The sequence below is a fragment of the Kutzneria sp. 744 genome, assembly GCF_000568255.1.
Lineage (GTDB): Bacteria > Actinomycetota > Actinomycetes > Mycobacteriales > Pseudonocardiaceae > Kutzneria.
The window spans coordinates 9003980-9029890 of the sequence record NZ_KK037166.1 but is presented as its reverse complement, the minus strand read 5'-3'; the positions used below and the strand labels follow the sequence as shown (position 1 = coordinate 9029890).

At 70.3% G+C, this 25911-nt stretch carries 26 protein-coding genes and 3 pseudogenes; 15 read left to right on the top strand and 14 right to left on the bottom strand.

The window, feature by feature from the left end; translation table 11 throughout:
- The 3 genes and pseudogenes from KUTG_RS62260 to KUTG_RS41445 form a co-directional block, all read left to right on the top strand.
- Nucleotides 1–190 (top strand): annotated as a pseudogene (locus tag KUTG_RS62260) (RNA polymerase subunit sigma-70); the annotation flags it as partial.
- A gap of 83 nt (nucleotides 191–273) precedes the next feature.
- Nucleotides 274–753: a hypothetical protein gene (locus KUTG_RS41450; protein ID WP_043724892.1), complete on the top strand. Its 480-nt coding sequence runs from the start codon at nucleotides 274–276 to the stop codon at nucleotides 751–753.
- A gap of 23 nt (nucleotides 754–776) precedes the next feature.
- Complete coding sequence (locus tag KUTG_RS41445; RefSeq protein ID WP_043724891.1) at nucleotides 777–1811, top strand: class I SAM-dependent methyltransferase; 1035 nt, start codon at nucleotides 777–779, stop codon at nucleotides 1809–1811.
- Here KUTG_RS41445 and KUTG_RS41440 read toward each other — a convergent pair.
- Both KUTG_RS41440 and KUTG_RS41435 read right to left on the bottom strand, forming a co-directional pair.
- A complete protein-coding gene (locus KUTG_RS41440; RefSeq protein WP_052396014.1) occupies nucleotides 1793–2551 on the bottom strand; it encodes a GNAT family N-acetyltransferase in 759 nt (252 codons plus the stop codon). The two genes, KUTG_RS41445 and KUTG_RS41440, sit on opposite strands and share 19 nt — an antisense overlap.
- A gap of 89 nt (nucleotides 2552–2640) precedes the next feature.
- The gene (locus KUTG_RS41435; RefSeq protein WP_043724889.1) at nucleotides 2641–3330 is read right to left on the bottom strand and encodes an alpha/beta hydrolase; all 690 of its coding nucleotides are present in this window, start codon (nucleotides 3328–3330) and stop codon (nucleotides 2641–2643) included.
- 68 nt (nucleotides 3331–3398) lie between these two features.
- Here KUTG_RS41435 and KUTG_RS41430 point away from each other — a divergent pair, with 68 nt between their 5' ends.
- From KUTG_RS41430 to KUTG_RS41415, 4 genes are all read left to right on the top strand, one after another.
- A complete protein-coding gene (locus tag KUTG_RS41430; RefSeq protein WP_063753632.1) occupies nucleotides 3399–4280 on the top strand; it encodes an AraC family transcriptional regulator in 882 nt (293 codons plus the stop codon).
- Between the two features lie 176 nt (nucleotides 4281–4456).
- On the top strand, nucleotides 4457–5569 hold the full coding sequence (locus KUTG_RS41425; protein ID WP_232241234.1) for a sensor histidine kinase: 1113 nt from the start codon (nucleotides 4457–4459) through the stop codon (nucleotides 5567–5569).
- A complete protein-coding gene (locus tag KUTG_RS41420; protein ID WP_043724884.1) occupies nucleotides 5566–6222 on the top strand; it encodes a response regulator transcription factor in 657 nt (218 codons plus the stop codon). The genes KUTG_RS41425 and KUTG_RS41420 overlap by 4 nt, the downstream gene beginning before the upstream one ends.
- A gap of 39 nt (nucleotides 6223–6261) precedes the next feature.
- Nucleotides 6262–6987 (top strand): SDR family oxidoreductase, encoded by a 726-nt coding sequence (locus KUTG_RS41415; RefSeq protein WP_198047487.1) that lies wholly within the window; start codon nucleotides 6262–6264, stop codon nucleotides 6985–6987.
- Here KUTG_RS41415 and KUTG_RS41410 read toward each other — a convergent pair.
- Genes KUTG_RS41410 through KUTG_RS41395 form a run of 4 tightly spaced genes read right to left on the bottom strand, consistent with a single transcriptional unit; the run spans nucleotide 6977 to nucleotide 10930 of the window.
- Entirely contained in the window at nucleotides 6977–7846 is an 870-nt protein-coding gene (locus KUTG_RS41410) for a winged helix-turn-helix transcriptional regulator (protein WP_043724878.1), read from the bottom strand. The two genes, KUTG_RS41415 and KUTG_RS41410, sit on opposite strands and share 11 nt — an antisense overlap.
- Nucleotides 7839–9308, bottom strand: a complete 1470-nt coding sequence (locus KUTG_RS41405) for a carotenoid oxygenase family protein (RefSeq protein WP_043724875.1) — start codon at nucleotides 9306–9308, stop codon at nucleotides 7839–7841. Before KUTG_RS41405 ends, KUTG_RS41410 begins: the two co-directional genes overlap by 8 nt.
- Nucleotides 9298–10500, bottom strand: coding sequence for an acetyl-CoA acetyltransferase (locus KUTG_RS41400; RefSeq protein WP_043724872.1), 1203 nt, complete (start codon nucleotides 10498–10500; stop codon nucleotides 9298–9300). Before KUTG_RS41400 ends, KUTG_RS41405 begins: the two co-directional genes overlap by 11 nt.
- A 34-nt stretch (nucleotides 10501–10534) precedes the next feature.
- The gene (locus KUTG_RS41395) at nucleotides 10535–10930 is read right to left on the bottom strand and encodes a hypothetical protein (protein ID WP_052396013.1); all 396 of its coding nucleotides are present in this window, start codon (nucleotides 10928–10930) and stop codon (nucleotides 10535–10537) included.
- Between the two features lie 121 nt (nucleotides 10931–11051).
- Here KUTG_RS41395 and KUTG_RS62255 point away from each other — a divergent pair, with 121 nt between their 5' ends.
- Nucleotides 11052–11192 (top strand): hypothetical protein, encoded by a 141-nt coding sequence (locus KUTG_RS62255; RefSeq protein ID WP_198047486.1) that lies wholly within the window; start codon nucleotides 11052–11054, stop codon nucleotides 11190–11192.
- 383 nt (nucleotides 11193–11575) lie between these two features.
- On the opposite strand, the pseudogene KUTG_RS57210 reads toward KUTG_RS62255, so the two are convergent.
- Nucleotides 11576–11698: pseudogene (locus KUTG_RS57210) on the bottom strand (RNA-binding S4 domain-containing protein); the annotation flags it as partial.
- Nucleotides 11699–11741: 43 nt separating this feature from the next.
- On the opposite strand from KUTG_RS57210, the gene idi reads away from it, so the two are divergent.
- On the top strand, nucleotides 11742–12314 hold the full coding sequence (gene idi, locus KUTG_RS41385; RefSeq protein ID WP_043724871.1) for an isopentenyl-diphosphate Delta-isomerase: 573 nt from the start codon (nucleotides 11742–11744) through the stop codon (nucleotides 12312–12314).
- Here the strand turns inward: idi and KUTG_RS41380 are convergent.
- The gene (locus KUTG_RS41380; RefSeq protein WP_043724868.1) at nucleotides 12304–13476 is read right to left on the bottom strand and encodes an MFS transporter; all 1173 of its coding nucleotides are present in this window, start codon (nucleotides 13474–13476) and stop codon (nucleotides 12304–12306) included. The two genes, idi and KUTG_RS41380, sit on opposite strands and share 11 nt — an antisense overlap.
- 180 nt (nucleotides 13477–13656) lie before the next feature.
- Nucleotides 13657–14238, bottom strand: coding sequence for a prolipoprotein diacylglyceryl transferase (locus KUTG_RS41375; RefSeq protein ID WP_043724867.1), 582 nt, complete (start codon nucleotides 14236–14238; stop codon nucleotides 13657–13659).
- Nucleotides 14239–14405: 167 nt separating this feature from the next.
- On the opposite strand from KUTG_RS41375, the gene KUTG_RS41370 reads away from it, so the two are divergent.
- Nucleotides 14406–17351 carry a phosphodiester glycosidase family protein gene (locus tag KUTG_RS41370; RefSeq protein WP_043724864.1) on the top strand — a complete coding sequence of 982 codons (2946 nt, stop codon included), beginning with the start codon at nucleotides 14406–14408 and terminating at the stop codon, nucleotides 17349–17351.
- A gap of 40 nt (nucleotides 17352–17391) precedes the next feature.
- Here KUTG_RS41370 and KUTG_RS41365 read toward each other — a convergent pair whose 3' ends face one another.
- Together KUTG_RS41365 and KUTG_RS41360 are read right to left on the bottom strand one after the other, a co-directional pair.
- A complete protein-coding gene (locus tag KUTG_RS41365) occupies nucleotides 17392–18816 on the bottom strand; it encodes a DHA2 family efflux MFS transporter permease subunit (protein ID WP_043724861.1) in 1425 nt (474 codons plus the stop codon).
- A gap of 198 nt (nucleotides 18817–19014) precedes the next feature.
- Nucleotides 19015–20370: an NAD(P)/FAD-dependent oxidoreductase gene (locus KUTG_RS41360; RefSeq protein WP_043724858.1), complete on the bottom strand. Its 1356-nt coding sequence runs from the start codon at nucleotides 20368–20370 to the stop codon at nucleotides 19015–19017.
- 80 nt (nucleotides 20371–20450) lie between these two features.
- On the opposite strand from KUTG_RS41360, the gene KUTG_RS54590 reads away from it, so the two are divergent.
- Entirely contained in the window at nucleotides 20451–21068 is a 618-nt protein-coding gene (locus KUTG_RS54590) for a TetR/AcrR family transcriptional regulator (protein ID WP_084580401.1), read from the top strand.
- A 154-nt stretch (nucleotides 21069–21222) separates the two neighbouring features.
- Nucleotides 21223–22137 carry a hypothetical protein gene (locus KUTG_RS64530; protein WP_157495152.1) on the top strand — a complete coding sequence of 305 codons (915 nt, stop codon included), beginning with the start codon at nucleotides 21223–21225 and terminating at the stop codon, nucleotides 22135–22137.
- A 114-nt stretch (nucleotides 22138–22251) separates the two neighbouring features.
- On the opposite strand, the gene KUTG_RS41345 is transcribed toward KUTG_RS64530, so the two are convergent.
- Complete coding sequence (locus tag KUTG_RS41345) at nucleotides 22252–23175, bottom strand: ROK family transcriptional regulator (RefSeq protein ID WP_052396010.1); 924 nt, start codon at nucleotides 23173–23175, stop codon at nucleotides 22252–22254.
- 29 nt (nucleotides 23176–23204) lie between these two features.
- On the opposite strand from KUTG_RS41345, the gene KUTG_RS41340 reads away from it, so the two are divergent.
- On the top strand, nucleotides 23205–24233 hold the full coding sequence (locus KUTG_RS41340; RefSeq protein ID WP_043724856.1) for a Gfo/Idh/MocA family protein: 1029 nt from the start codon (nucleotides 23205–23207) through the stop codon (nucleotides 24231–24233).
- On the opposite strand, the gene KUTG_RS64525 is transcribed toward KUTG_RS41340, so the two are convergent.
- Nucleotides 24205–24729: a hypothetical protein gene (locus tag KUTG_RS64525; RefSeq protein ID WP_232241233.1), complete on the bottom strand. Its 525-nt coding sequence runs from the start codon at nucleotides 24727–24729 to the stop codon at nucleotides 24205–24207. The two genes, KUTG_RS41340 and KUTG_RS64525, sit on opposite strands and share 29 nt — an antisense overlap.
- Here KUTG_RS64525 and KUTG_RS66675 point away from each other — a divergent pair.
- Together KUTG_RS66675 and KUTG_RS41335 are read left to right on the top strand one after the other, a co-directional pair.
- A pseudogene (locus KUTG_RS66675) lies at nucleotides 24682–24780 on the top strand (mechanosensitive ion channel family protein); the annotation flags it as partial. The gene KUTG_RS64525 and the pseudogene KUTG_RS66675 overlap by 48 nt on opposite strands.
- Nucleotides 24781–25165: 385 nt before the next feature.
- Nucleotides 25166–25651: a nucleoside/nucleotide kinase family protein gene (locus tag KUTG_RS41335; protein ID WP_232241232.1), complete on the top strand. Its 486-nt coding sequence runs from the start codon at nucleotides 25166–25168 to the stop codon at nucleotides 25649–25651.
- A 4-nt stretch (nucleotides 25652–25655) separates the two neighbouring features.
- Here KUTG_RS41335 and KUTG_RS41330 read toward each other — a convergent pair whose 3' ends face one another.
- Nucleotides 25656–25877, bottom strand: coding sequence for a helix-turn-helix domain-containing protein (locus tag KUTG_RS41330; RefSeq protein ID WP_043724855.1), 222 nt, complete (start codon nucleotides 25875–25877; stop codon nucleotides 25656–25658).
- Nucleotides 25878–25911 lie beyond the last annotated feature (34 nt).

Below are 25911 nucleotides of genomic sequence, written 5' to 3'. Positions count from 1 at the left end.
CGGCCGTGTCGTCCGCTCCGGCTCCTGGCGCCTGCTGCCCACCTCCGCCAACGCCCAGCCCGCCTTCGCCACCTACCTGGACGGCCACGAGCACGGCATCACCGTCCTGTCGCTGCGCGGTTCCCGAATCGCCGGGATCGTCTCGTTCCACGACTCGACGCTGTTCAGGTGGTTCGGTTTCGGTGCGTGACATTCGATCTCCACTGAAACCATGAAGCCCCCTGCACCTGTTAAATTCCCGGCATGCACCGCTAGCTCAAGGTTCTCGCCCACGTGGTCGAGCCCTCCCACAACGCGGCCGGCGCCGTGCACGGCACGGCGATCTGCGCGGCGCTGATCGCCACGGTGCAGGAGCAGGACAAGCTCATCGCCACGATCGTGACGGTGCCGGCGACGCTGCTGGTCTACTGGATCGCCTTCTCCCACGCGCATTTCCTGCACGAGGGCATCGCCGGCGGCTCGCCGTCGTGGCTGCGGGGCCTGCGGCACTCGCTGGCCGAGGAGTTCTCGATCGTCGAGAACGCCCTGCTGCCGCTGATCGTGCTGCTGCTCCTGGCGGCGGCGGGCGTGCCGATCGACACGGCGGTGTGGATCGCGCTGGGCTCGGCGGTGGCGCTGATGTTCGGCTGGAGTCTGCTGGCGGCCGGCCGAAGCGGGCACTCGGGGCGGGCCAGCGTCGGAATCGGACTGACCAGCGCGCTCGTGGGGGCACTCATCATCGTGTTGAAGGTCGCGGTGAAGGCCCTGTCCTGAGCGGATCTGGCAGGCCGAACGGCATGGAGCCGACCGACCTGTCCGCCCGCGTCTTCCAGAACGCCGTCGGCGCGCTGGAACTGTACACGATGTACCTCGGCGAGCGCCTCGGGTACTACCGGGCGCTCGCCGACGGCGGCCCGCTGACCCCGGCCGAGCTGGCCTCGCGCACCGGCACCGCCGAGCGGTACGCCCGTGAGTGGCTCGAACACCACGCCGCCGCCGGCCTGCTCGACATGGCCGAGCCGGGCCGATATCTCCTGCCCGAGGAGCACATTCCGGTGCTCGCCGACTCGTCGAGCCTGCTGTTCGCCACCTCGATGAGCGTCGAGCTCGTCCGCGCCGCCCGACGCCTCGGCGACGTCGTCGACGCGTTCCGCACGGGTGGTGCGCCGCCGCCGATGACCTGGGAGCCGGAGGGCCGCTGGCCGTCGAACAAGCCGGTGTTCATGAACCTGCTGGGCCAGCAGTGGCTGCCGGCCATTCCCGACGTCCACAAGCGACTGTCCACTTCGGCCCGCGTCGCCGACATCGCCTGCGGGCTCGGCTGGTCGAGCATCGCGATGGCGCTGGCGTATCCGGAGATCACCGTGCACGGCCTCGATCTCGACGCACAGGCCATCGAATCCGCCGCGCGCAGCGCCGACGAGTCGGGCGTGTCCGACCGGGTTCGGTTCTCCGCCGCCGACGCCGCCACCGGCCTCGACGGCCCGTACGACCTGGTCGCGATCATCGAGGCCCTGCACGACATGTCCCACCCGGTCGCCGTGCTCGCCGCCGCCCGGAAGTCCTTGGCCGACGGCGGTTTCGTGCTTGTCATCGACGAACGGACCGACCCCGAGCCCACCATGCCCGCATCCCAGCGCGAGCAGTACCTCTACGGCTGGAGCGTCATCTCCTGCCTGCCCGACGCCATGGACGCACCCGATTCCGCCGCCACCGGCACCGTCATGCGGCCCGAGACCGTGCGCCGGTACGCGGCGGAGGCCGGCTTCGCCACGATCGAGATGCTGCCCGTCGGGGCCGACAAGTGGTCGTTCTACCTGCTGTCGGACTGAAAGTTCCGGCGTTCGTACAGCGGCCGCAGGCCGGCCCTGGCCAGGTTGTTGAACGACGAGTTCTTGGCCCTGGGCAACGGCTTCCCCGTCTCCGCGACGAGCCGCGAGCAGCCTTCCGCCGCCGCTTCCTTGGCCCGGCGGCTGATCAGCGCCGACTGCACACCCCGGTTCCGGTGCGACTCCAGCGTCGCCGCCGTCGTCAGATATCCCAGTTCCCTTTGCCGGTAAAGGCATGCCGCCCCGACCGCCGTCGCGCCGTCCCATGCCACGAAGTGCCGCGCGTCCGGCCGCCCCACCGACCGAATCAGCGTCTCGACGAGATGATCCTCCAGCCCGAACCCGCTCGCGATCACTCCCGCCCAGTCCCCCGCCTGGTCGGGGCCGATCTCCGTGATCGAGAACGCCGTGTCATCGCGGTGCCGGACCGCTCCGATCTCGCACCCCAACTTCAGCCACGAACCGGCCTCCCCCAGGCCATTGGCCGCGCGGATCTCCTCCCACCCCGGCGGAAACGCCCACGGCGCCAGCTGTAGCTCGCCGGCCCCCTGATGGAAGTCCAGGATCTCCAGCAGCTCCTCGTCCGTCAGCTGCCGGTCGAAGCCGAACGCCCTGGTCCAGAAGTGCCCCGGATCTCGTTCAGCCCTGGCCGCCACCCCGCCGCCCACGCGACGCACCGTTATGCCGTCGGACAGGCACTCCGCCACGAAGGCTGCTTCCACGCACTCGGCTTCACGGTTCACATCCACCGACGGTAACCGAGAAACCCTCGACCGACCCGCACGCGGCGGCCGCCCGTGCAGCCGAGACTGCACGGGCGGCACACCAGCGGTCAGCTCAGGTCACGGACGGCCTCGTCGATCAGGTCCACGATCGGCACCGGCTGCGAAGCCAGCGAGGCGTGCGCCGCCGGCAGCTCGATCACCTTGCGGGCCTCCATCCGTGCCGCCATCCGGCGCTGGTTGTCCGGGTGGATCATCCGGTCCTCAGTGGACACCTGGTACCACGCCGGCTTGTGACGCCAGGCCGGCACGGTCACCGGGGCCACGTAGGCCGCGCCCAGCGGGGCCTTCTGGGTGACCGCCATGACCAGCGCCTCCTCGTCGGGCAGGTCCTGGCAGAAGCTCTCCTGGAACTTGTCCTGGCGGATCCACAGGTAGCCGTCCGAGTCCGGGGCGATGTTGGCCCCGCCCGGCGCCGGCACGACCTCGCCGATCGAGGCCAGGCTCTCCCCCTTGTCCGGCGCGAACGCCGCCACGTAGACCAGGCCGACCACGTTGGGCAGGTCGCCGGCCTCCGTGATCACCGCGCCGCCGTAGGAGTGGCCGACCAGCAGCACCGGCCCGTCCACCTGCTTGATCATCTGCTGCGTGCGGGCCGCGTCGTCGGCCAGCGAGGTGAGCGGGTTCTCCACCGCGTGCAGGTCCCCGTAACCGCGGCGGCGCAGCTCCGGGATCACCTTCGCCCAGTGGGCCGCGCCGCCCCAGAAACCATGCACGAGCACGATCGTCGGCGTGGACATGTCGGGTTGCCTCCTGCGGTCGAATCGGGTGGACTCGTCCACGTTACGAGGAGGATGGGACAAGAAACATGCCTGAGAAGCCGGATGACTTTGCCGTTCCTCCAGCAGATGCCCTCTCGGACCTGCTTCAGGCCGTCCATCTGGAAGGCGGCGGGATCGTCCGTTCGGTCACCGACCACCCGCGCCGCGACCGCCACCCCGCCGGCGCCCGGATGCTGCACCTGGTCGAGCACGGCTCGCTGCGCCTGGAGTTCCGCGGCCACCCGCCCGTCGACCTCGGCCCCGGCGACATGGCCCTGCTCGCCCGCGGCGACGCCCACACCGTGCGGGTCTCCGAGGCCACCTGGATCACCGGCCACTTCCTCGTCGACCACCTCGTCGCCGATCCCCTGCTCGGCGTCCTGCCCGCCGCCGTCGTCGTCCACGGCGACTCCGGCGACGTCCCTTGGCTTCCCCTCGGCCGCCAGCTCATGCTCTCCGAGCTCGCCGACCCCAAGCCCGGCTCCCGGGTCATGGTCGCCCGCCTGCTCGATCTGCTGTTCATCCGTGCGCTACGGGTGTGGGCCGCCTCCGGCGAGCAGGCCAGCCCCGGTTGGCTCACCGCCGCCATGGATCCCGCCATCGGTCCCGTGCTCTCCGCCATCCACCGCGACCCCGCCCGCGACTGGTCCGTCGACCACCTCGCCGCCCTCGCGTCACTGTCCCGGTCCGCCTTCGCCGCCCGCTTCGCCACCCTCCTCGGCCAGCCGCCCGGCGCCTACGTCACCCGCCAGCGCCTCGAACGCGCCGCCCACCTGCTGGCCTCCACCCCCGAGTCCATCGCCCGTATCGCCGCGCGCGTCGGCTACACCTCCGAAGCCGCCTTCAGCCGCGCCTTCACCCGCGCCTTCGGCGATTCCCCCCGAGCCTGGAGAAAGACCGTGTCCTCCGAATCGAGGGCGAGCTCGTAGCGGCGGGCGTTGGAGGCCCGGTGACGTCCATCCCGTGGTCGCAGGACCGGGGAAGATGCCGTTGTGCCCCCAGATCTCGGTCCGTGAACCGGCACGATCTCGCGTAGCGCCGCCGGGTACATCGGTTGTCGACAATCCGCGCCGGGTGACGTCGCTCGTCCCTACACTTGGCCGCTGTGACCGCGCCGAAGGTGTTCGACGGCGCGCTGGCCGCGGCGGTGGTCGTCGTGGTGAGCGTGGCGATCGCGGCCGACCTGGGCGGCGGTCGGCCGCCGGACGTGTTCGCGTACGCCTTCGCGGTCGGCCTCGGCGCGCTGATGCTGGTCCGGCTGAGCTTTCCGGTGCTGGCGCTGGTCGCGACCGTGGTCGGCTTCTTCGCCTACTACGCGGCCGATTATCCCTCGATCGGGCTGGCCGTTCCGGTCGCCGCCGCGCTGTACTCGGCCGCCGAGGCCGGCCGGATCATGGCCGCCGTGATCGCCTGCGTGGTGCTGCTGACGTTGTCGAGCGCCTACCGGGTCAGCCAAGGCCAGAGCCTCGCCTACCTGTTCGGCTACGAGTTCGCCACATCGGTGGTCCTGATGGCGGCGGTGGTGCTGCTGGGCGACGGCGTGCGCACGCGTCGCCTGCTGCGCGAGGAGATGCGGCTACGGGCCGAGCGTGCCGAGATCGAGCGTCAGCAGGAGGCCACGCGGCAGGTGGAGTTGGAGCGCATGCACATCGCGCGGGACCTGCACGACGTCATCGCGCACACGGTTTCGGTGATCTCTCTGCATTCCAACGTCGCCGACGAAGCACTGGACGACGATCTGCCGGCGGCACGGGTGGCGCTGGCCCGCATCCGGGAGGCCAGCGGCGACACCATGCGGGAGCTGCGGGCGAGCATCGGCCTGCTGCGCGGCGCCGACGGCGTGAGCACGCTGCCGACCAGTGGCCTGAGTCGGCTCGATCGGCTGGCCGAATCGAGCGGGCTGCCGGTCACCGTGCACATCGAGGGGAACCCGACGCCGCTGCCGGCCATCGTGGACACCACCGCGTACCGAATAGTCCAGGAGTCGCTGACCAACGTGTTGCGCCACGCCAATGCCACGCGCGCCGAGGTGCTGATCCGCTACGGCGACGACCTGGCCATCGAGATCACCGACGACGGCACGGGACGCCCCGACGACACCGGCGACGGACACGGTCTGGTCGGCATGCGCGAGCGGGCGGCGCTGCTCGGCGGAACCGTCACCACGGCCAGCCGGCCCGACGGCTTCAGCGTCGCGGCAAGGCTTCCGCTGTCATGATCAAGGTCGCACTGGTCGACGACCAGTACCTCGTGCGGGCCGGGCTGCGGGCGCTGCTGGAACGGGCCGAGGACATCACGGTCGTCGGCGAGGCCGAGGACGGCGCCGGCGCGGTGGCACTGGTCCGCACCGAGCGCCCAGACCTGGTGCTGATGGACATCCGCATGCCCGGTGTCGACGGCCTGACCGCCACCCGGCGCATCGTCGCCGACGCGGACCTGCGCGCGGTCAAGGTGGTCATGCTGACCACGTTCGACACCGACGAGCACGTGTTCGACGCGATCCGGGCCGGGGCCGCCGGCTTCCTGCTCAAGGACGTCTCGCCGGACGAGCTGCGCCAGGCCGTACGGGTGGTCGCCTGCGGCGAGGCCCTGCTCTCCCCCGCCGTCACCCGGCGCGTGATGACGGCGGCGATCAAGGCCTCGCCGATCGGGCCCACGTCGCTGCCCGAGCTCACCGACCGCGAACGCGAGGTGCTGGTCGAGGTGGCCGCCGGCCGCTCCAACGACGAGATCGCCGCCACCCTGTTCATCAGCCCCGCCACCGCCCGCACCTACGTCAGCCGGCTGCTGGCCAAGCTGCACGCCCGCGATCGCTCGCAACTGGTGGTGCTGGCCTACGAGAGCGGCCTGGTCCGGGCCGGCGGTATGTGAGTTGCGCTGGAGCGCGCTCCAGGTGATGGGATGAAACCCATGACGAAGAACGGACGGGTGGCGCTGGTGACGGGCGCCAACAAGGGAATCGGACGGGAGATCGCCAAAGGCCTGGCCCAGCTGGGGTTCACGGTGCTGGCCTCGGCGCGGGACCGGCAGCGCGGCGCTCAGACCGTGGCCGAGTTGGCCGATGACGGCCTGGACGTGCGGTTCCAGCTGCTGGACGTGACCGACGAGTCCTCGGTCGACGCGGCCGCGGACCAGGTGGCGGCGGAGTTCGGCTGCCTGGACGTGCTGGTGAACAACGCGGCCATCGCCAACGAGCTGGAGGTGCCGCCGAGCCTGACGCTGGTGGACGACATGCGCCGGGTGTTCGAGACCAACGTCTTCGGCGTGGTGGCCATGACCAACGCGGTGCTTCCGCTGCTGCGCAAGTCCGACGCGGCCCGCATCGTGAACGTGTCGAGCCGGCTGGGTTCGCTCTCCCACATGGCCGCCACGGACTCCCCGTTCGGGCTGCACATGGCGTACTCCAGCTCGAAGTCGGCGCTGAACGCCGTCACCGTGCACTACGCGCGGGAGCTGGCCGACACCCAGATCAAGGTCAACGCCTGCACCCCGGGCTATGTCGCCACCGACCTCAACGGCAATCGCGGCCTCCGCACGCCCGCCCAGGGCGCGAAGATCGCCGTCGAACTGGCCGTGCTGGCCTCCGACGGCCCGACCGGCGGCTTCTTCGACGACAACGGCCCGGTCAGCTGGTAGGCACCACATCCTTGCGGGTCAGGCGATCCCCGCACGTCGAGCAGTCCAGCGCCGCCTCGAAGTCCGTGCCGCAGGGCAGGTGCCGGTAGACCAGCGCCGGCCCTTCCTCGGCCCGGTACCACCGCTGCGCCCAGCCGACCAGGCACATCACCACCGGGAAGAAGGCCAGTCCCTTGCCCGTGAGCCGGTAGTCGTCGGACAGCACGCCGAGGGAGCACAGCGTGCGGATCCGGTCCGCGACCATGGTCGGCGAGGTGTTCAGGCACCGCTGGAAATCATTGAAGCGGTGCACCCCTTGGAATGCCGCGCCGACCAGAGCGGCGGACCAGCGGTTGCCGATGAGGGCCGTGGTCTCGGGGAAAAGCCCGGCGTCCCCCACGGACCGCCGCCTGGTCGTCGCCTCCGGCACGGAGCGTTCCCAGGAGCCACTGGGGCCGAAGCCGCCTTCGAGCGAGTGGTCGATGGCCAGAACGCCGGTGTCACAGGCGGAGCAGACCAAGACGGGGTCGAAAGGCTTGCCGCACAGGCGGTGCACGCGGCCGGGGAGGCGCTCGGGGTGGCTGGGGACCCAGCGGTCCTCCCAGGCCCAGATGCTGAGCAGCACGGACCAGACGTCGGCCCCGCGCTCGGTGAGGCGATAACCGTTGCCCCGCACGAAAAGCCCGGCCTCGGTGAGCCGCGACAGGCGGGCCGCCAACACCGCGTTGGAGATGGGCAGCCGGGCCCGCCAGTCGACGAAGCGGCTGGCGCCGAGCAAGGCCTCGCGCAGGATGAGCAGGGACCACTCGTCGCCGAGCAGCCCGAGCGTCACCCCGACGGCGTTGCGCTGCCCGGCGGGGAGTTCGGTGACGTCAAGCATGCCAACCCGGTAGCGACGAGCCGGGCGCCCACGTGGAGTGGGTGCCGCTGGAAACGCGTTCGGGCAAACGAATCCGGGCTACGGGGCCGTCGGAGACGCGCTGGGCGTCGAAGACGAGGCACTCGGAGCGGTCGTTGGCCATGTCGATGGTGAGCGTGACGAGGTAGGCGTCGTCCTCGGCCGTGGAACCGACCCGGGGAGCGACGGCGGTCTCGCTGCCGTAAACGCCGTCGCCGAAGGAGAAGCGCTCCTCGGAGCCGGTCGAGAGGTCATGCTTGACGAGGCCGTCGAAGAGGAACCAGCCGGGCTTGCCGGTGGCGGCGTAGGTGTAGCGGTAGGGCCGGCCGCCGACAGCCGAGTTGATCATGCCGAACTCGGTGATGGACTCGGTGAGTTGCTCCTCCTTGCACTGCCCGGTCGCCAGGTTGAGCCGCCAGCGGTGCAATCGGGTCTGCATCCGGTCCAACGCCAGGAAACGGAAGATGCGCTGGATCGAGCCGGGCTGGCCGTTGTCGGCGGGCATCGGGTCGTGCTGGAAGAAGCCGTCGAGCACGATCTCGTCGCCCTCCTCGTACGCGTTGACCCAGTGCAGCACATAGGTGGGCTCGGCCTCGAACCACAGCACCTCGTCGCTGCCCCCACGGCGAGGAATGACCCCCAGCCGCAACGGCATGTCCCGGTGGAACCGCGGCACGTGGGCGCCCTTGGCCATCAGGTCGGCGTCCCAGAACATGGGGCAGTCGTTGAGGATCGCGTAGTTCTCGGTGAACGCCATGTCGTGCGGCAGGCGCGGCCCGGGCAGCGGCACGTCGACGTAGTGCACCAGCTGGTCGGCCGGGTCCACGACGCCATAGTGCAGGTACGGCGCGGAGGTGTTGTAGTTGAAGAACAACAGCTCGCCGGTGGCGTCGTCGACCTTGGTGTGCGCGGAGACCCCGCATTCGGGGACCCACGAGGACTTGCCCAGGGTCTCCAGCGTCAACGGGTCGAGCCGGTACAGGTCTCCGCACTGGTAGAAGCTGCTCAACGCGATTCCGTTGTGCACCACGATATCCGTGCTGGAGGAGTCCTTCATGCGCCCCCGCGCGCCCCAACCGGCCCGTGTGGACATGCCGGCCCGCTCGGCGATGCCGGCCCACAGCGGGCCGCCGGCCTCGTTCTCGGCCAGCAGGCCGTCGGTGCGCACGAAACGGTTGCGGTAGAAGGCCTTGCCGTCCCGGAACCCGACCATGTGGATCATGGCGTCGCCGTCGAAGGGGTGGTAGCGCTCGATGGCGGGGTGCACGGGGTTCTCGGTGTTGCGCAGGTAGACGCCGTCCAGGTCGGCCGGCAGCTCGCCGATCACCTCCAGGTCGTCGGCCCGCCACTCGGTGTGCTGCGGCCGCCACGGCCCGGTCCGGTACGGGTGGTCGTCGTCAGCCGGCAGCGTCGACAGCATCCGCCCGACGATCTCAACGTCCATCCTGGCTCCCCACCACAAAAGTCACGGTTGTCGTCGTGCTGCCGCCGATGTTCAGGGTGGCCATCCGCCGGGCGCCCTCGATCTGACACTCCCCGGCCCGGTCGGTCACCTGCCGCGCGGCGTCCAGCAGCATGCGCACGCCGGTGGCGCCGACGGGATGACCGCCGCCGATCAGGCCGCCGGTGGCATTGACGGGAATCCGCCCGCCCCGTTCCAGCTCGCCGTTCTCGACGGCTTTCCAGCTCTCCCCCGGCCCGGTCAGGCCGAAATGGTCGATCGCCAGGTATTCGGACATGGCAAAGCAGTCATGGGTCTCGATGCCGTCGACGGAATCGACCCCGGCGCGGCCATAGGCGTCCAGAATGGCCCGCCGGACGTGCGGCAGCACATACGGCTCGTCACGGCTGCGGTCGAACTTGGCCTGCAGCGGCAGGCCGACGGTGCGGTGCCCCCAGCCGTCGATGCGCGCGGCCCCGGCCGAGCCGGCCCGCGGATGCCGGTCGGAGACCAGCACGACCCCGGCGCCGCCGTCGGTGACCTGGCTGCACTGCTGGCGGCGGACGCGGCCCTCGACGACCGGGTTGGCCGTGTCGTCCTCGGTGAAGCTGGCCGGCCCGAACTCCCAGGCCCGGGTCTGCGCGTTCGGATTGGCCCGCGCGTTGCGGAAGTTCAGCTCGGCGATGGCGTTCAGGTAGGCGTCGTCGAGGCCGTAGCGGCGGTCGTACTCGTCGGCGAGCAGGCTGAACATGTGCGGCCACATGTACTTGGCCTGCTGGCCCTCGTGCCCGACCCACGCCGCCGCCCCGAGGTACTGGGCGCTCAGGTCGCCGGGCACGGTCTTCTCCAGCTCCACGCCCAGCACGAGCGCGCAGTCGTAGCGGCCGGACTCCAGGTCGGCCATCGCCGCCAGGATTGCCACGCCGCCGGACGCGCAGGCGGCCTCGTGCCGGGTGGCGGGCACGCCCCACAACCGGTCGTCGACCGTGGCCGGCATGCCGCCGAGCTGCCCCTGCCCGGTGAACAGCTGGCCGAACGCGTTGCCGACGTGGATCACGCCGATGGCCGCCGGATCGACCCGGGCGTCCACCAGGGTCTCCTGGACGACCTCCGCGACCAGGTCGGAGACCTCCAGTCCGGCCCGGGGCCAGTTCCGCGCGAAGTCGGTCTGATGACCGCCGAGCACCCACACCATGCCGGCGATACTACAACTAACAGAGTGACGTGGGTTACCCCCGAACCGGTGGCGTCAGGCGGACGGCCCGAACCGGCTTCATGGCTGCCCGAGAGCGGGACTCGCGGTGGAGGGTGGACACGCCGAAGGCGGCGAGCGCGGAAAAGGCCAGGACGGCGGCGGCGAGGGCGGTGGGGCGGGTGAGCGTGAGCTGCCCGAACTCGCCGACGACGAAGCCGGCGTACAGGCCCCAGCTCACAGCGGCGGTGCCGAGGGCGGCCGGCAGGGTGGTGGTGGCCGAGACGGCGGCGGTGGCCACGGCCAGCGCGACCAGCACGGCGACGGGATGGGCGAAGGCGCCGAGCGCGGCGGAGCCGAGCACGACCAGGGTGGCGACGACGAAGCCGAGCGGGAAGCCGAACCCGCCGGCCAGCAGGTGCTTGTCCGACATGCCACCCAGTGCAGCCCCGACCGTGGCCGAAAGACCCGCCGTTGACCGCGTCCCTACGCGTTCGACCAGGACTTTGACGGGTTCCTGACACGACCTGACGGAGTGTCCGTAGGCTGTCCGGGTGACAAAGCCAGGGGAGCACCAACAGAACGGGCGGCATGCCGCGGCCGAGGGGGCCGAGCGGCATCCGCTGATCGACATGGACCGGGATCCCACGCCCGGCAAGGCCGACCACGCCCGTCAGGGCGAGGACGACGAGTAAAAACCGACAATCACGACCGGGCGGCGAGCCTGACCTGCCGCCCCTCGACGGCGACCACGTCGCCGTCGACCAGCTGACGTTTGTGTAACTAGCAAGGACTTCCGGTCGGTCGGTCCGGCACCGGGGAAGCTCGCTAAAGTATCGGGTCACCCGTTACTCTAAATCTTGTGCTCGGAACCCGGGCCGCGCGCGTCCAAAGTGTTACCAGGCTCTCGATTGCGTTCAACAAATTTGTCTTTGAGTTTCTTACAGATTATCATCTGAGCCCAATAGGTGTGCATCGTAGTTTTGATCACGGGTGGTCATTACAACCGACAAATTGTGTATGGGCAAACATAACAAGCTGGTGGTGCGAAGAGAGTCGAGGTTTATTGCGCTGTGCCTTGTGGGTCCAGCAGCTCGCGGGCGTGCGTGCCGTCCTCGGCGAGGTCGGCGAGCTTGAGGAACTGGCCGAGCCGGATCATGTCGTCGGCGATCTCGACGGTCCGGATGGGTGACGTGGGCATGCGGACATGATCTCGCACCCGTCTCCGGCGCTAGGCTCGGCACGTGGCACAGGAGCATGTGGTCCTCCTGGACGAGGACGGTTACAACGTCGGCACCACCCCCAAGGCGACGGTGCACCACGGCGAGACGCCGTTGCACCTGGCCTTCTCCAGCTACCTGGTCGATGACGCGGGCCGGGTCCTGCTCACGCGGCGGGCGTTGTCCAAGGCGACCTTCCCGGGCGTCTGGACTAACAGCTGCTGCGGCCATCCGGCCGACGGCGAGTCCATGGCCGACGCGGTGCGCCGCCGGGTCAAGGACGAGCTGGGCCTGGACGTGGGTCAGGTGGAGCTGATCCTGCCGCGGTTCCGCTACGTCGCCGAGCAGGACGGCATCGTCGAGAACGAGATGTGCCCGGTGTTCCGGGCCCGCGCGTACGGCGAGGTGGCCAGGGACCCGGCCGAGGTCGAGGACGCCCGCTGGGTGACCTGGCCGGAGCTGCTGGGCATGCTCGACGACCCGCGGCTGTCCACCTGGTGCCGACTCCAGTTGCAGCAGCTCAGCGAGCTGGGCGAGCACCCGGACGACTGGCCGGTGGGCGACCCGGCGCAACTGCCGCCGGCCGCTACGCCCTGACCAGGGTCCGCAGCCGGGCCATGGCGGCCGCCCCGAGCAGGGGGCCGATCGACAGCAGCGGCACGGCCAGCCGCCAGCCGACCAGGTCGGCCAGCACCGGCAGCGCCTGAATCGTCACGACGCTGACCAGGAAGCCGATGGCCGTCTGCGCGGTCAGGGCCGTGCCGACGTACTCCTGGTCGGCGACCTCGGTCAGCGCGGCCGAGAACTGCGCGGAGTCGGCGATCACGGTCGCGCCCCACACCGCCAGCACGATCAGAAACAGCCATGGCACGTCGAACACCGCCACCGACAGCAAGCCGCTGACCGCGCTGAACAGCATGGCCAGCATCGCCACGTAGGCCCGGCCGTGCCGGTCGGCCCAGTAGCCGGCGACCAGGCAGCCGACCAACCCGCACCCGCCGGCGATCACGAACGCCGCCACGCCGACGCCGGCGCGTCCCTGCACGGCCCCGCTGGCCGCGAGGTAGACCGGCAGCCAGGACCACAGGGCGTACAGCTCCCACATGTGCCCGAAGTAGCCGAGGTTGACCAGCCGCTGCTTCCGGTCGGCGAACATCCTCAGCACGTAGCGGGGATCCGGAACCCGAGTCGGCCTCATCGCCGGCCCCGATCGCATGAACGCCAGCGAGACCGCCGCGCCGACCACGGCCAGCACCGCCGCCGCCAGCAGCACCCCTCGCCAGGGCAGCGTGGTCAGGCCGTTGATCAGCTGCGGCGCCGCCGACCCCACCGACAGGGCCCCGACGACCAGGCCCAGCGCAAGCCCTCGGGCGTTGGGCAGCCAGGACACCACGATCTTCATGCCGGGCGGGTACACGCCGGCCAGGCACACGCCCGTGAGCAGGCGCAGCGCCAGCACCGTCCATGCGTCATGGGCCGCCAGCGCCAGCGCCGCGGTGGCCGCCGCGCCCAGGACGGCACTGAGCGCGATCAGCACGTTCGGCCGGATCCGGTCGGCCAGATTCGCCAGCGCCGACCCCACCGCGCCGATGGCGAAGCCGACCTGCACGGTCGCCGTCAGCCACACCGACTGCGTGCCGCTGAGCGTGAAATCGGCCCGCAGCGCCGGGGCGACCGCGGAGGCGGAGAACCACAGCGCCAGCACCAGGATCTGCACGAGCGCCACCAGCCCCAGCTGGAACCGCGGACCATGGACCATTCGGGGGACGCTAGTGCTCCGCACGCCCGCCGCGCGAGCGGACACCCGAGTGACCCCGCTTTTGTCAGGAAGGGCCCCTTACTGACGTTGAACGCCAGGATCGGTCCCTTGATCTTGACCGCAGCGTCAGGAAGGGGTCCTTCCTGACGTTCAACGAGAGGATCGGTCCCTTGATCTTGGTCAGGCGCCGGGGGCCTGGAAGAGGACGGGGGGCACCACGGCGGGGGCGGTGCGGGGCTGCTCCACGGGCTGGGGCGTGAAGGTGATCTCGGCCACCGGGCCGCGTTCCGGGCGCTTTTCCTCGGCGGCGGGCTCGGCGGCCTGGTCGGCCGTGACCTTCTCGGCGGCCTTCTTCACGGTCTTCTCCTCAACGGCCGGGGCGGCCTTCTCGACGACCGGCTTCTCGGCGGCGGGCTTCTGGGCTACGGACTTGTCCGAGGCGAGCTTCTCGGCAGCGGGCTTGTCCGACGCAACGGGCTTGTCCGACGCAGAGGGCTTGTCCGGGGTGGCGTCGAGGACCGAGCGGGCTTGATCGATCCACATCGTCCACATGACCTCGTCGCGGGTGCCCTTGACCTCCGCCCGCAGCGCGGACAGAGCGCCGCGGACCTGGGCGGCGAGCACGGAATTGGCCCGCACGTGGGTCCAGATCACCTTGGCTTCGGCGTCCCGGCGCTTGACCACCTGGCGGACCTTGTCCTGCAGCACCGCCCTCGGCAGGTCTTGCCACTGCTCGACGACGGAGGCGGGAGTCGGGGGCATACGACAGCCATCCTTACAAGCTCGTGAAAACATCGTTCGGGCTGGACAAATGGCGCGGCCCCGCCCTGTCGCGATTCTAGCCGCCGTTCGCGGAGCGTGACGCCACGCTGGGCCGAATCGGTGAGGAACTTGCATCGAGCCTACCCTGTGGGCAAATTATCAACCTCATGAGGCCGGCCTCGCTGTCCGCACTCGCCGCGTTCCTGGTCGTCATCTCGTTGACGGCAACACCCTCCGCCACCGCGGATTCCACGGGGGAAACTACCCCTCCACCACCCGTTCAGGTCGACGACACGGCCAAGCCGGTCGGCCCGGGAACCACCCTGTCCACCTTCACCCGGGTCGACCCGAACGGCTGGCTGCGCGGTGACGTGCTCACCGCCGACCTGAGCGATCCACGCCTGACCGTGGGCCTGCTCACGCCGCCGCACGTCGGCCAGGTCGAGACCGTGACCGCGATGGCCACCGCCCAGCACGCCTTCGCCGGCGTGAACGGGGACTTCTTCGACATCAACAACACCGGCGCGCCCCGGGGCATCGAGGTGTCGAAGGGGCAGCTGATCAAGGGCCCCTGGACCGATCCGCAGCCGTGGCGGCCGTCGGTGGGCGTGGACGTGAACGACATCGGGCGCATTGTGAACGCCTATCTGGACGGCAAGGTCACGCTGCCGTCCGGGCAGTTCCCGTTGGACGGACTGAACCAGGAACAGGCGCCGCCGAACGGTCTCGCGGTGTTCACGCCGGCGTGGGGAACCGCATCCCGCGCGTTCTACAACGTGACCAAGGTTCACGAACTGACCGTGGTCAACGGGGTTGTCACCGCGCATGCCACGGGAACGGGCTCGGGACCGATTCCGGACAACGGATTTGTGCTGTCCGGCACGGGATCCGACGCGGATCTGCTGGCCGCCGTGGCCGTCGGCGCTCCGATTTCCGTGACGTACGCGCCGAAGACAGATCCGGCCGACTCGTTCCAGGCGCTGATGGGCGTGCGGGACGTGGCGGTGCGGGACGGGCAGGTGCAGACCCTCGACGACACCGCGCTGAACCCGGAGACGGCGGTCGGGTTCTCGCAGGACGGCAAGAAGATGCAGCTGGTGGTCATCGACGGCCGCTCGACCGCCAGCCGGGGCGTGACCGAGCAGCAGCTGGCCAACATCATGCAGCAGCGCGGGGCCTACAACGCGGTCATCATTGACGGCGGCGGCTCCTCCAGCCTGGTCAGCCGCGACGCCGGCACGCCGAACGTGTGGCAACGGAATGTGCCCTCGGACGGTGTGGAACGCGAGGTGGGCAACGGGATCGGCCTGTTCGCCGCGCCCGGCAGCGGCCGGCTCACGGGCATCGACCTGACCACCGGTGACAAGGTGTTCACCGGATTGCACCGCCAGCTCAAGGCGACCGGCCACGACGAGCAGTACGGGCCGGCCGATCTCGGGGCCCCGCGGTGGATCGGGGCGGACCGCGACGGGTTGGTCACCGGGCGTCAACCCGGGGCCCTGGACGTTGCCGTGACGGCCAAGGGCGTCACCCAGCGGGGCAAGATCCAGGTTCTGCCCAGGCTGACTCGGATCGCGGCCACGCCCCGGACCGTGTCGCTGCTGGCCGGGCAGACCGGGCTCGTGCAGGTCACGGGTTACGACGCGATCGGTGACTCGGCGGCGATCGATCCCGTCGACACCACGCTGGACTACGACCGCTCGCTCGTGTCGATCACCCCGAATCCCGACGGCACACTGGCCATCACGCCGAAGGCCGCGCAGGGCATCGGGGTCGTGACCGTGCACGTGGGCGACCGCGTGACGGCGTTCGGCGTGACCGTGGGGTTGAAGTCCGAGCCGGTGACCGGATTCGACGACGTGACGGGCTGGAAGTTCAGCTCCGCCCGGGGATCCGGGGCCATCAGCCCCGCCCCCGGCCAGACCGGCAACGCGCTCAGGCTGAACTTCGACTTCACCAAGTCCATCGACACCAGGACCGCCGTGGCCGCCGCGCCGACGCCGATCCCGGTCGACGGCACCGCCCGGCAGTTCGAGATGTCGGTCAACGGCGACGGCAGGGGAGAGTGGCTGGCCGCGCTGATCACCGACGCGTCCGGGGCCAACAGCTCCGTCTACGGCGACCACGTCAGCTGGAACGGTTGGCAGAAAACGACTTTCACCATCCCAGCGACGGTGAAGTCGCCGATCACCGTGCGCGGCGTCGAGGCCATCGAGGCGACGCGGGCCCAGTACAGCGGGCAGTTGGACTTCGACGACCTGACCGCCGGGGCAGCCCTGCCGGTCACCGTGCCGCCGGATCCGCCGGTGCTCGACCCGCTGGTCCGCGAACAGTCCACTTCGGACGGCGGCTTGGCGGTGATCTCCTTGGTGACCGCCAAGGCCCTGGCCGAGGCCATCGCCTCGCACCCGAGGTTCCTGGTGGTCGACGGCATCTCCGGCGAGCAGGCCAAGGCCGAGGTCGACGCGGCCGTGCGGGGGCGGTTCCCGGTGTACTACTCCCCCGGCGCGGACTACGGCCCCGACTGGACGAGCGTGTTCGGGCCCGATCACCAGACGTTCGTACGGGACGGAATCCGCTATGTGCTGCTGAACTCGGCCACCGGGGCGCTGCGCACCTCTGACTACGCACAACTGTCGGGGCTGCGGGCCCAGCTCACCGGGCGCGTGGTCGTCGTCACCTACGGGATCACCGACCCCAACGAGCGGCGAATGCTCGACGAATGGTTGCCGCACAACGCCCAGGTGATCGACGCCCACGGCCCCGTCGGGGTGGAACGCGACGAGGGCGTGCCGTGGATCCACGTGCCGACGGCGACCACCGGCTGGACCACGGTCAACGGCCAGGTGCAGTTCCGACCGATCCTGGACGGCATCACGATCACGGTCGCCGACAACAGGATCACCGCCGCCAGCACCCAGGGACTGCCGTTGCGGTACCCGATGAGCGTGACCTGGAGCGGCAGCCACGGCGTGCACGTCGGCGACACGCGCTGCGGCTGGGGCGATGTCCTGGCCTTCGATCCCACCACCGGCGACTACGAACGCTGCCGGCCGGGGCCGGCGTCGCTGACCATCACCGCCAACGACGCGAGTCAGACCGTCAAGCTGTGAAACGAGAAGCGGCCCCCGGTGTGAACCGGGGGCCGCTTCGTCACGCCTCTACCGCTTTGCGTTTCGATATGAACAGCGAGCCGACGACGCCGATCGTGCCCAGGCAGCCGGCCACGATGAACGCGGCTCGCAGGCCGCTGGCGTCCGGCCCGGCCACGCCGTCGAGCGTGGCCAGGGTGGCGACCGCGACGAACAACGTCGTGCCGAGAGCGCCCATGACCTGCTGCAACGTGGACATGATCGCGCTGCCGTGGGAGTACAGGTGCTCCGGCAGGTCGTTGAGACCCTCGGTGAACAGCGGCGTCATCATCAGGCCCAGGCCGCCCATCAGCAGCACCTGGATGCCGATCACCTCGATCAGCGGCGAGTCCGCGCTCAGCGTGGCGAACAGCCACAGGGCCACCGCCATCGCAACCGCGCCGGGAATCACCAGCGGCCGCGCGCCAATCTTGTCGTACAGCGCGCCGACCGGGCGGCCGAGCAGGCCGAGCACCAGGCCACCGGGCAGCACGGCCAGGCCGGTGACGAAGGTGCTCTGGTGCAGCACGGTCTGCAGGTACAGCGGCAGCAGGATCGCGCCGGCGCCGATGAGGCACATGAACAACACGCTGGTCAGCACCAGGGAGACCACGAAGCTGCGGTGCGTGAACGGGCGCAGGTCGAGCAGCGCCCGGTCCTCACGCTGGAGCCGGAGCTGGCGCCAGGTGAACAGCACCAGCGACACGACGCCGACCACGACCGACAGCCACGGCGGCAGCGGCTGGCTGGACGGGTCGGCGCTGCCGGACAGGCCGAACAGCACGCCGCCGAAACCGAGCGCGGACAGGATCACCGACCAGATGTCCAACGGCACCTGCCGGGTCTCGCTGTCCAGCTTGAGCAGGAACGCGCCGGCGATCAGCGCGGCGACGGCCAGCGGCAGCACGATGCCGAACATCCAGCGCCAGCCCAGAGAGGACAGCACCGCGCCGCCGATCGTCGGGCCGATGGCCGGGGCCACCGCGATGACGATCGTGATGGTGCCCATGGCCGCGCCGCGGCGCTCCGCCGGCACCAGCTTCATCACGGTGGTCATCAGCAGCGGCAGCATCACCGCGGTGCCGCAGGCCTGCACGATGCGGCCGATCAGCAGCATCGGGAAACCCGTGGCCACCGCGCACAGCAGCGTGCCGAGGCTGAACGCGGACAGCGAGATCAGGAAGACCTGGCGCGGCGTGAGCCGCTCCAGCATGAAGCCGGTGGTCGGGATGACCACCGCCATGGTCAGCAGGAAGCCACTGGTCAGCCACTGCACCGTGGTGGTCGAGATCTTCAGGTCCAAGGTCAGATCCCGCAGCGCGACGCTCAGGATCGTCTCGTTGAGGATCATCACGAACGCGGACATCACCAGGATCCCGATCAGCAGAAAGGGTTTGGCGGGCGCTCGGCTCTCGGTGGCGTGCTCGGTCGGCATGGTGTGTGTCATCAGCGGGATCCCCCCGTCGGCAGCGTCCGCATTCGATGGCAGCACACGGCGCTGGCAGCGGTCACAGCAAGAAAGTCTTCAGATCGCCATCATGTCATGGACGACGCGACACGCCGTCCGAATTATTCCACTCGCACGGATAGTCAACAGCCCCTCACCGCGGGTCAGCGGCAAGGGGCTGTCGACGTCGAGACGGCGTTACTTCTTGGCGAAGTCCTGACGGCTCAACATGTTGCTGATCTGACCGGCGTCAAGCGCGCGGGGCTCGGCCACGTGCACCATCGAGACGACTTCGCGGCCCAGGAGGCCGGCGCCGATCCACCCGAAGAGGATGCGCACCTTGCGGTTGAACGTCGGCATCTTGGCCACGTGGTACGCGCGGTGCGCGGCCCAGGCGGTCCAGCCCTTGCCCTTGGTGTTGTAGACGTCGGCGACGCCCTTGTGCAGGCCGAGGCTGGCGACGGCGCCCACGTTCTTGTGGAAGTAGTCGACGACCTTCTTGTCCCGCAGCGAGGCCAGGATGTTGTCGGCGAGCACCTTGGCCTGACGCACGGCGTGCTGCGCGTTGGGCGCGCAGGTGGCGTCGGGGTCCTGGTCCCGCTTGGACAGGTCCGGCACGCTGGCGCAGTCGCCGGCCGCCCAGATCACGCCCTCGTGGCCCTGCACCCGCATCGCGGCGTCGGCCACCACTCGCTTGCGCTGGTCGAGCGGCATGCCGGCCTCGGCCAGCACCGGGTTGGCGGTGACGCCGGCGGTCCAGATGATCGTGTCGCTGTCGTACTCGGTGCCGTCGGACAGCTTGACGTGGCCGTTCTCGACGCTCTGCGCGAAGGTCTTGAGGAAGACCTCGATGCCGCGCTGGCGCAGCTTGTCCACCGTGTACACGCCGAGGCTCTCGCGGACCTCGGGCAGGATCCGCGGCGCGGCCTCGACCAGCACCCAGCGCATGTCGTTGGGCTCGATGGTCGTGTAGTACTTCAGCGCCGAGCGGGCCATGTCCTCGAGCTCGCCCAGGGCCTCCACGCCGGCGAAGCCGCCGCCGATGACCGTGAAGGTGAGCAGCTTGCGACGGGTGGCGGCGTCGGTGGTGCTGGCCGCCAGGTCCAGCCGCGAGAGCACGTGGTTGCGCAGGTAGACGGCCTCGCCGATGGTCTTGAGGCCGATGCCGTGCTCGGCCAGGCCCGGGATCGGCAGCAGGCGGGTGACCGCGCCGAGGGCCACGACGAGGGTGTCGTACGGGACCTCGTCGATCGAGCCGCTCTCGGTCTTCACCGTGACGATCTTGCGGTCGGGGTCGACGGCGGTGACGCGCGCGGTGCGCACGTGGCAGCGGTCCAGGGTCCGACGCAGCGGGACGGTGACGTGGCGGGGCTCGATGGAGCCGGCCGCCGCCTCCGGGAGGAACGGCTGGTACGTCATGTGCGGCTGCGGGTCGATCACCGTCACGGACGCTTCGTTGGAGCGCAGCTTCTTCTGGAGACGCAGCGCGGTGTAGAGGCCCACGTAGCCTCCACCGAGCACGACGATTCGAGCGGGCTGCTTCCTGCTGGCCACGGCCGATTCCCCTCCGGGTTGGATACACCAATGCACTGAATGCACCGACGTACTGAGTGTAGAGCTGTATCGTGTCAGTCATGGGGCTTTCTGACAGTGACGTCAGCCACGCATCGGAGTCGGCACCGCGCAAACGGGTGCACACGAAGGCGCGACTACTCCGTGCGGCGGTCGAGGTCCTCGCGGAGCGTGGTTACCACGCGTCCTCGATCGACGAGATCTGCGCCCGGGCGGGCTACACCCGGGGCGCCTTCTACTCCAACTACAGCAGCAAGGACGAGCTGGTGGTGGAGGTCTTCGACCAGTACGCCACCGACCGCCGGGCGCGGCTGGCCGTGCTCGCGGCCAGCGATGTGACCCCGGACATGCTGGCCAGGGAGCTGCTGGAGCTCAACGAGCAGGACAGCGCGCTGAGCACGGTGATCCTGGAGTTCCGCATCCACGCGGTGCGCAACCCCGACCTCGTCGCCCGCTTGGACCAACACGACGACGAGGCCTCGACGGCGTTCGGTGAACTTCTGGCGAAAGTCCTGCCGGCCGACTCCGCGCTCGGCGCGCTGCCGCCCAAGCAGCTCGCCACGTTCCTGCTCGCCCTGCGCGCCGGCACCCTGACGCGGATCCTGCACGGGGGCACCAGCGCCACCCAGGCCAGTGACGCGTTCCACACCGTGCTCAGCACGCTGATTTCGATCAGGTGATCGACACTATGACCTTGACTACCCCCTATGGAAACTCATCCCCGGGTAAGAGGTAGGATGGGGGACGCCCTGCGGCTGCCGTTCAGCCGGCTCGCGGGTATTGGCCCGTCTGGCACACTGTTTGAGTGGAAACCCACTCGGGGGTACGCCTCACATGATCAAACAGCAGAACACTGCTAACCCTGCCACCGACGAGTTCCTCGCCGCGGTGGATATCAGTGCTGGTCAGCGCGTATTGCAGGTCGCGGTCGGTGATCGTCCGCTCGATCCGGACGAGGTCACCACCGTCTCCGGCGACGCCGCGTACTACGGCGACCCCACGGCCGCCCCGTACGACCGCATCGTGGTCACCGCGGGGGTGGCCGGCATCTCGCCGCACTGGCTGGATCAGCTGGCCCCGGGCGGCGTGATCTACGCCCCGGTGGCCCACGGCGGCATGCATCCCGTGCTCGCCGTGACCAAGCGTGCCGCCGGCCCGCATGCCCGCCCGGTGCTGTGGGGCGACTTCCCGCCTGCCACCGGCCCGCTGCGCCCGGACGCGCTGTTCCACGACCCGCACCGCGTGCTACGCGGCCCCGCCACCTATCGGGTGCCCGGCGGCCATATCGCCCTCGACGAGGACAACTACCAGGACCTCTGGTTCTTCCTGGCCGCCCGCGACGCCCGGATCACCCGGGCCGAGCTGGACGACCCGGACTTCGACCCGGACCGGGGTCGGTTGGCCAAGCACGAGCCGGCGCACGGCACGGCGTGGATCCAGCACGACGGCTCCATCATGGCCGTCGGCGACAGCAACACCGCCCTGGCGGTGGTGAACCTGTTGCTGGCCCAGGCGACCCAGTGGGACAAGACCCTGGACCGGCCGCGGTTCACCCAGTGGCAGTGCGGCTTCCAGCTCGACGACCTGGTCAGCCATCCACTGTGGCTGCCGCACCGGTGGCAGCTGTCCACTCCGGCCGCTCCCCGGTTCAACCCCGTCGAGCCGCGAGCGCGTCGCTGGCCGTCAGAGACGCGGCCAGCGGTGACGTCGCCGCGCCGACCGCGACCAGCTGCGGCCCCCAGCCGCTGAGCATCGCCTCGACACCCGAACCGAGCAGGGCCCGGCCGACTCCTTCCAGGTAGGCCGGGGCAGCCCGCCCGGCCAGTACTACGCGGTCCAGGTCGAGCAGGTTCACCAGGTCCATCACGGCCACGCCGAGCAGGTCGCCCGCCCAGGCGACCTCGGCGTGGTCGAGCTGCGCGAAGCGCGTGAGCACCAGGGACTCCGGCACCGGCTCGCCCGCCGCCTTCGCCACGACCGGGCCGGCCCGCACAGCGCCTTCAGGGCAGCCCCGGGGGGCCACAACAAGCCAGGGCGGGCCGTTCCAGGGGCCATGACCGTGTGCCCGAACTCGCCGGCGTTGGTCCGCCCGCCGCGGTAGACGCGTCCGTCCAGCACCAGGCCGGCACCGATGCCCGTGCCGACGTAGATCATCGCCGTCTGCCGGGGCAGGTCGGTGGTCCACAGCTCGGCCAGCACCGCCGTGTTGGTGTCCTTGTCGACGATCACCGGCAGGTCCAGAGCGTCCGTCAACATCGGACCGAGCGCGGCGTTTTCCCAGCCGGGCAAGCGATTCGCGTGATGCAGCACGCCGGTGCGGTGGTCGAGCGGGCCCGGGCAGCCGACGCCGACGCCGGCCAGCGTGGCCGGGTCCACTGTGGACGCCAGGCGGCGGATCGGCTCCACCAGGTCGGCGATCGAGCCGACCAGGCCCGGCCGGTGGTCGGCCGCGATGACCCGGCCGGACAGGTCGACCAGCACCAGGCGCAGCTCGTCCCGGTCGAGGTGGACGCCGACGGCATGTCGGGCCTCGGGCACCAGCCGCAGCAGGGTCGTCGGGCGGCCGACCGTCGGGGCGGCCTGGCCCGACGCGGGCTGACTCCACTCGGCGACCGATCCGGCCTCGATGAGCCTCGTCACGATTTTCGACACGGCCTGGGCCGTGAGGCCGGTAAAGTTCGCCAGGTCGGCCCGGCTGATGCCGTTGTGGCGGCGGATCAGGTCCAGGACCAGACCCGCGTTGTGGTCGCGCAGTGCGCCGAGGTTCGCGCCAGGTTTGCTTTGCATTTACGCAACAGTGTTGATTAACTCGGGCCATGCACGCAAGCACCGATCTGCGGGTGGGGCTGCTCGGCTACGGCATCGCGGGCGCCGTCTTCCACGCCCCGCTGATCGCGGCCACCCCCGGCCTGCGCCTGGCCGCCGTCGTGACGGCCAATCCCGAGCGCAGGCACCAGGTCGCCGCCGACCACCCCGGCACGCTCACGCTCGACCGCGCCGAGCAGCTGTGGTCCGAGGAGCTGGACCTCGTCGTCGTCGCCACGCCCAACCGCACCCACGTGCCGCTGGCCACCGAGGCGCTCGACGCCGGCTTCGCCGTGGTCGTGGACAAGCCGTTCGCGCCGACCGCCGAGGAGGCGCGCAAGCTCGCCGCGCACGCCCGTGAGCTCGGGCTGCCGCTGGCCGTGTTCCACAATCGCCGGTGGGACAACGACTTCCGCACCGTCCGGCAGCTCATCGACGCCGGCGAGCTCGGCGCCGTGCACCGCTTCGAGTCCCGGTTCGAGCGCTGGCGGCCCACCCCCAAGGGCGGCTGGCGCGAGCTCGGCGACCCGGCCGAGGCCGGCGGCGCCCTGTACGACCTGGGTTCGCACCTCATCGACCAGGCCCTCCAGCTGTTCGGGCCGGTTCGGTCCGTCTACGCCGAACTGGACCGCCGCCGGGCCGGCGTGCAGGTCGACGACGACTCCTTCGTGGCGCTGACCCACAAGAGCGGCGTCCGGTCGCACCTGTGGATGGGGGCGCTCACCCCGCAGCTCGGGCCGCGGATGCGGGTCCTCGGCGACAAGGCCGGCTATGTGAAGTTCGGCCTGGACGGGCAGGAGGACGCCCTGCGGGCCGGCAACCGTCCCGGCGGTCCCGAGTGGGGCGTCGAGCCCTCGGCCCTGTCCGGTCAGCTCGGCGTCGACGGCTCGCCGCGGCGCGTCACGTCGGTTCCCGGCGCGTACCAGGACTTCTACGCCCTCATGCGTGACGCCGTGCGCGGCGAGGGGCACGTGCCGGTGACGCCCGAGGAGGCCATCGCCGTGCTGGAGGTCATCGAGCAGGCCCGCGCCGGGGCGTGAGAGTCTGTCCGCTGACCTCGTTCGGCGGCAGGAGATGCACATGGCACGGCGGCTGTTTCCCGACACCAAGCGCACCATCGGCGCCGGGACCCTGGCTGCGTTGATCGTCATCGCCGTCGAGATCTTCGGCGGGCTCGACGCCGGCGCCATGGCGTGGCAGAAGGTCGTGTCGATCTCCGGGGCGTTCCTGTTCCTGGCCGTGATGGTCATCGCCATCCGCAACCTCGGCAACGTCGTCGTGCGGCACACCCAGTCGCACATCGGCATCAGCCACGCCGGCATCATCCGCCTGGGCATCTCGCTGGTCGGCTACCAGGTCGCCGTCGTCACCGCGCTGGGCATGCTCAACGTCGGCATCGGCCAGCTGCTGGTCGGCGGCGCCCTCACCGGCGTCGTCGTCGGCATCGCCTGCCAGCAGTCCCTCGGCAACCTCTTCGCCGGCCTCGTCCTGCTGGTCTCCCGGCCCTTCACCATCGGCGACCAGATCGTCATCCACTCCGGGGCCCTCGGCGGGCCACACCTGGGCATGGTGGTGGAGATGGGCCTCGTGTACGTCGTGTTGAACACCGACGACGGCGTCGTGCGCCTGCCCAACAGCGCCGTCCTCGCCGCCGGCGTCGGCCCTCGCCCGGCGACCGACCCCGAGCCCACGCCCCAGGTCGCCCCCGACCCGGCCGCCGCCCCCACTCCCGCCGCTGCCGCGGAGCCGTCCCCGCCGCCGCCGCGCCCGCCACCCCTCCCGCTCCGGCCAAGGAGTGAGGCGCTCGCCTTCCGGCCGAAAGGTTTCGCTCGCATGAGGGTTCGTCCCGTCTCCTTCGACGTCCTCGTCGAGCAGCTGGCCGACCGGATCACGGACCTCGGGCCGGCGCGGCTGCGGGTACAAAAAAGACGCCGCCCCGGCGGCCCGGCCGGGGGCGCTCGCGGAGGCGCTGGTGGATCCCCTCCGCCTGCGCGGACGGTCCGTGCTTCGCGTGTCGGCCAACGACTTTCTCCGGCCGGCCTCACTCCGGTTCGAGCACGGACGCACGGATCCCGACTCGTACTTCGAGGACTGGCTCGATCTCAACGGCCTGGCCCGCGAGGTGCTGGACCCGGCCGATCCGGCCGGCAGCGGCTCGGTGCTTCCGTCACTGTGGAACGCGGACACCGATCGGGCCAGCCGAGTGTCCTATGTGGAGGTACCAGCCAACGGAATAGTCCTGTTGGACGGGGCTTTGCTGCTCGGCCGGTGGCTGCCGTTCGACTTCACGGTCCACCTGGACATGTCACCCGCCGCCCTGCGCCGCCGCACACCGGACGACGACCACTGGACGCTGCCGGCCTTCGATCGGTACCGCGACGAGGTGGAACCGGCGACGGTGGCCGACGTGGTCGTGAAGTTCGACGATCCCCAGCATCCAGCGATCATCGAGCCCTAGGGCATCAGACGACGGCGGCTTCCTCGGCGACCCAGCGCAGGAGGTCGCCGGGCTGACATTCGAGCACGTCGCAGAGGGCGGCGAGGGTGGCGAAGCGCACGGCCTTGGCGCGGCCGTTCTTGAGGACGGCGAGGTTGGCAGGCGTGATGCCGATGCGGTCGGCGAGCTCGCCGACGGACATCTTGCGCTTGGCCAGCATGACGTCGATGTCCACGGCGATCGGCATCAGATCACCTCGTCCAGCTCGGCCTGCATCTTGG

Bases quoted from the DNA above. Each gene is read 5' to 3' on its own strand.
- KUTG_RS41400 (WP_043724872.1), bottom strand. From the start codon at position 10,500: ATGGTGTGGGTGCTCGGCGGTCATCAGACCGACTTCGCGCGGAACTGG.
- KUTG_RS41405 (WP_043724875.1), bottom strand. From the start codon at position 9,308: ATGGACGTTGAGATCGTCGGGCGGATGCTGTCGACGCTGCCGGCTGAC.
- KUTG_RS41380 (WP_043724868.1), bottom strand. From the start codon at position 13,476: ATGGTCCATGGTCCGCGGTTCCAGCTGGGGCTGGTGGCGCTCGTGCAG.
- KUTG_RS41330 (WP_043724855.1), bottom strand. From the start codon at position 25,877: ATGCCGATCGCCGTGGACATCGACGTCATGCTGGCCAAGCGCAAGATG.
- KUTG_RS41410 (WP_043724878.1), bottom strand. From the start codon at position 7,846: ATGCTTGACGTCACCGAACTCCCCGCCGGGCAGCGCAACGCCGTCGGG.
- KUTG_RS41420 (WP_043724884.1), top strand. From the start codon at position 5,566: ATGATCAAGGTCGCACTGGTCGACGACCAGTACCTCGTGCGGGCCGGG.
- KUTG_RS54590 (WP_084580401.1), top strand. From the start codon at position 20,451: ATGGGGCTTTCTGACAGTGACGTCAGCCACGCATCGGAGTCGGCACCG.
- KUTG_RS64530 (WP_157495152.1), top strand. From the start codon at position 21,223: ATGATCAAACAGCAGAACACTGCTAACCCTGCCACCGACGAGTTCCTC.
- KUTG_RS41415 (WP_198047487.1), top strand. From the start codon at position 6,262: ATGACGAAGAACGGACGGGTGGCGCTGGTGACGGGCGCCAACAAGGGA.
- KUTG_RS41375 (WP_043724867.1), bottom strand. From the start codon at position 14,238: ATGCCCCCGACTCCCGCCTCCGTCGTCGAGCAGTGGCAAGACCTGCCG.
- KUTG_RS41435 (WP_043724889.1), bottom strand. From the start codon at position 3,330: ATGTCCACGCCGACGATCGTGCTCGTGCATGGTTTCTGGGGCGGCGCG.
- KUTG_RS41430 (WP_063753632.1), top strand. From the start codon at position 3,399: ATGCCTGAGAAGCCGGATGACTTTGCCGTTCCTCCAGCAGATGCCCTC.
- KUTG_RS41340 (WP_043724856.1), top strand. From the start codon at position 23,205: ATGCACGCAAGCACCGATCTGCGGGTGGGGCTGCTCGGCTACGGCATC.
- KUTG_RS41395 (WP_052396013.1), bottom strand. From the start codon at position 10,930: ATGTCGGACAAGCACCTGCTGGCCGGCGGGTTCGGCTTCCCGCTCGGC.
- KUTG_RS41345 (WP_052396010.1), bottom strand. From the start codon at position 23,175: ATGCAAAGCAAACCTGGCGCGAACCTCGGCGCACTGCGCGACCACAAC.
- KUTG_RS41370 (WP_043724864.1), top strand. From the start codon at position 14,406: ATGAGGCCGGCCTCGCTGTCCGCACTCGCCGCGTTCCTGGTCGTCATC.
- KUTG_RS41445 (WP_043724891.1), top strand. From the start codon at position 777: ATGGAGCCGACCGACCTGTCCGCCCGCGTCTTCCAGAACGCCGTCGGC.
- KUTG_RS41365 (WP_043724861.1), bottom strand. From the start codon at position 18,816: ATGACACACACCATGCCGACCGAGCACGCCACCGAGAGCCGAGCGCCC.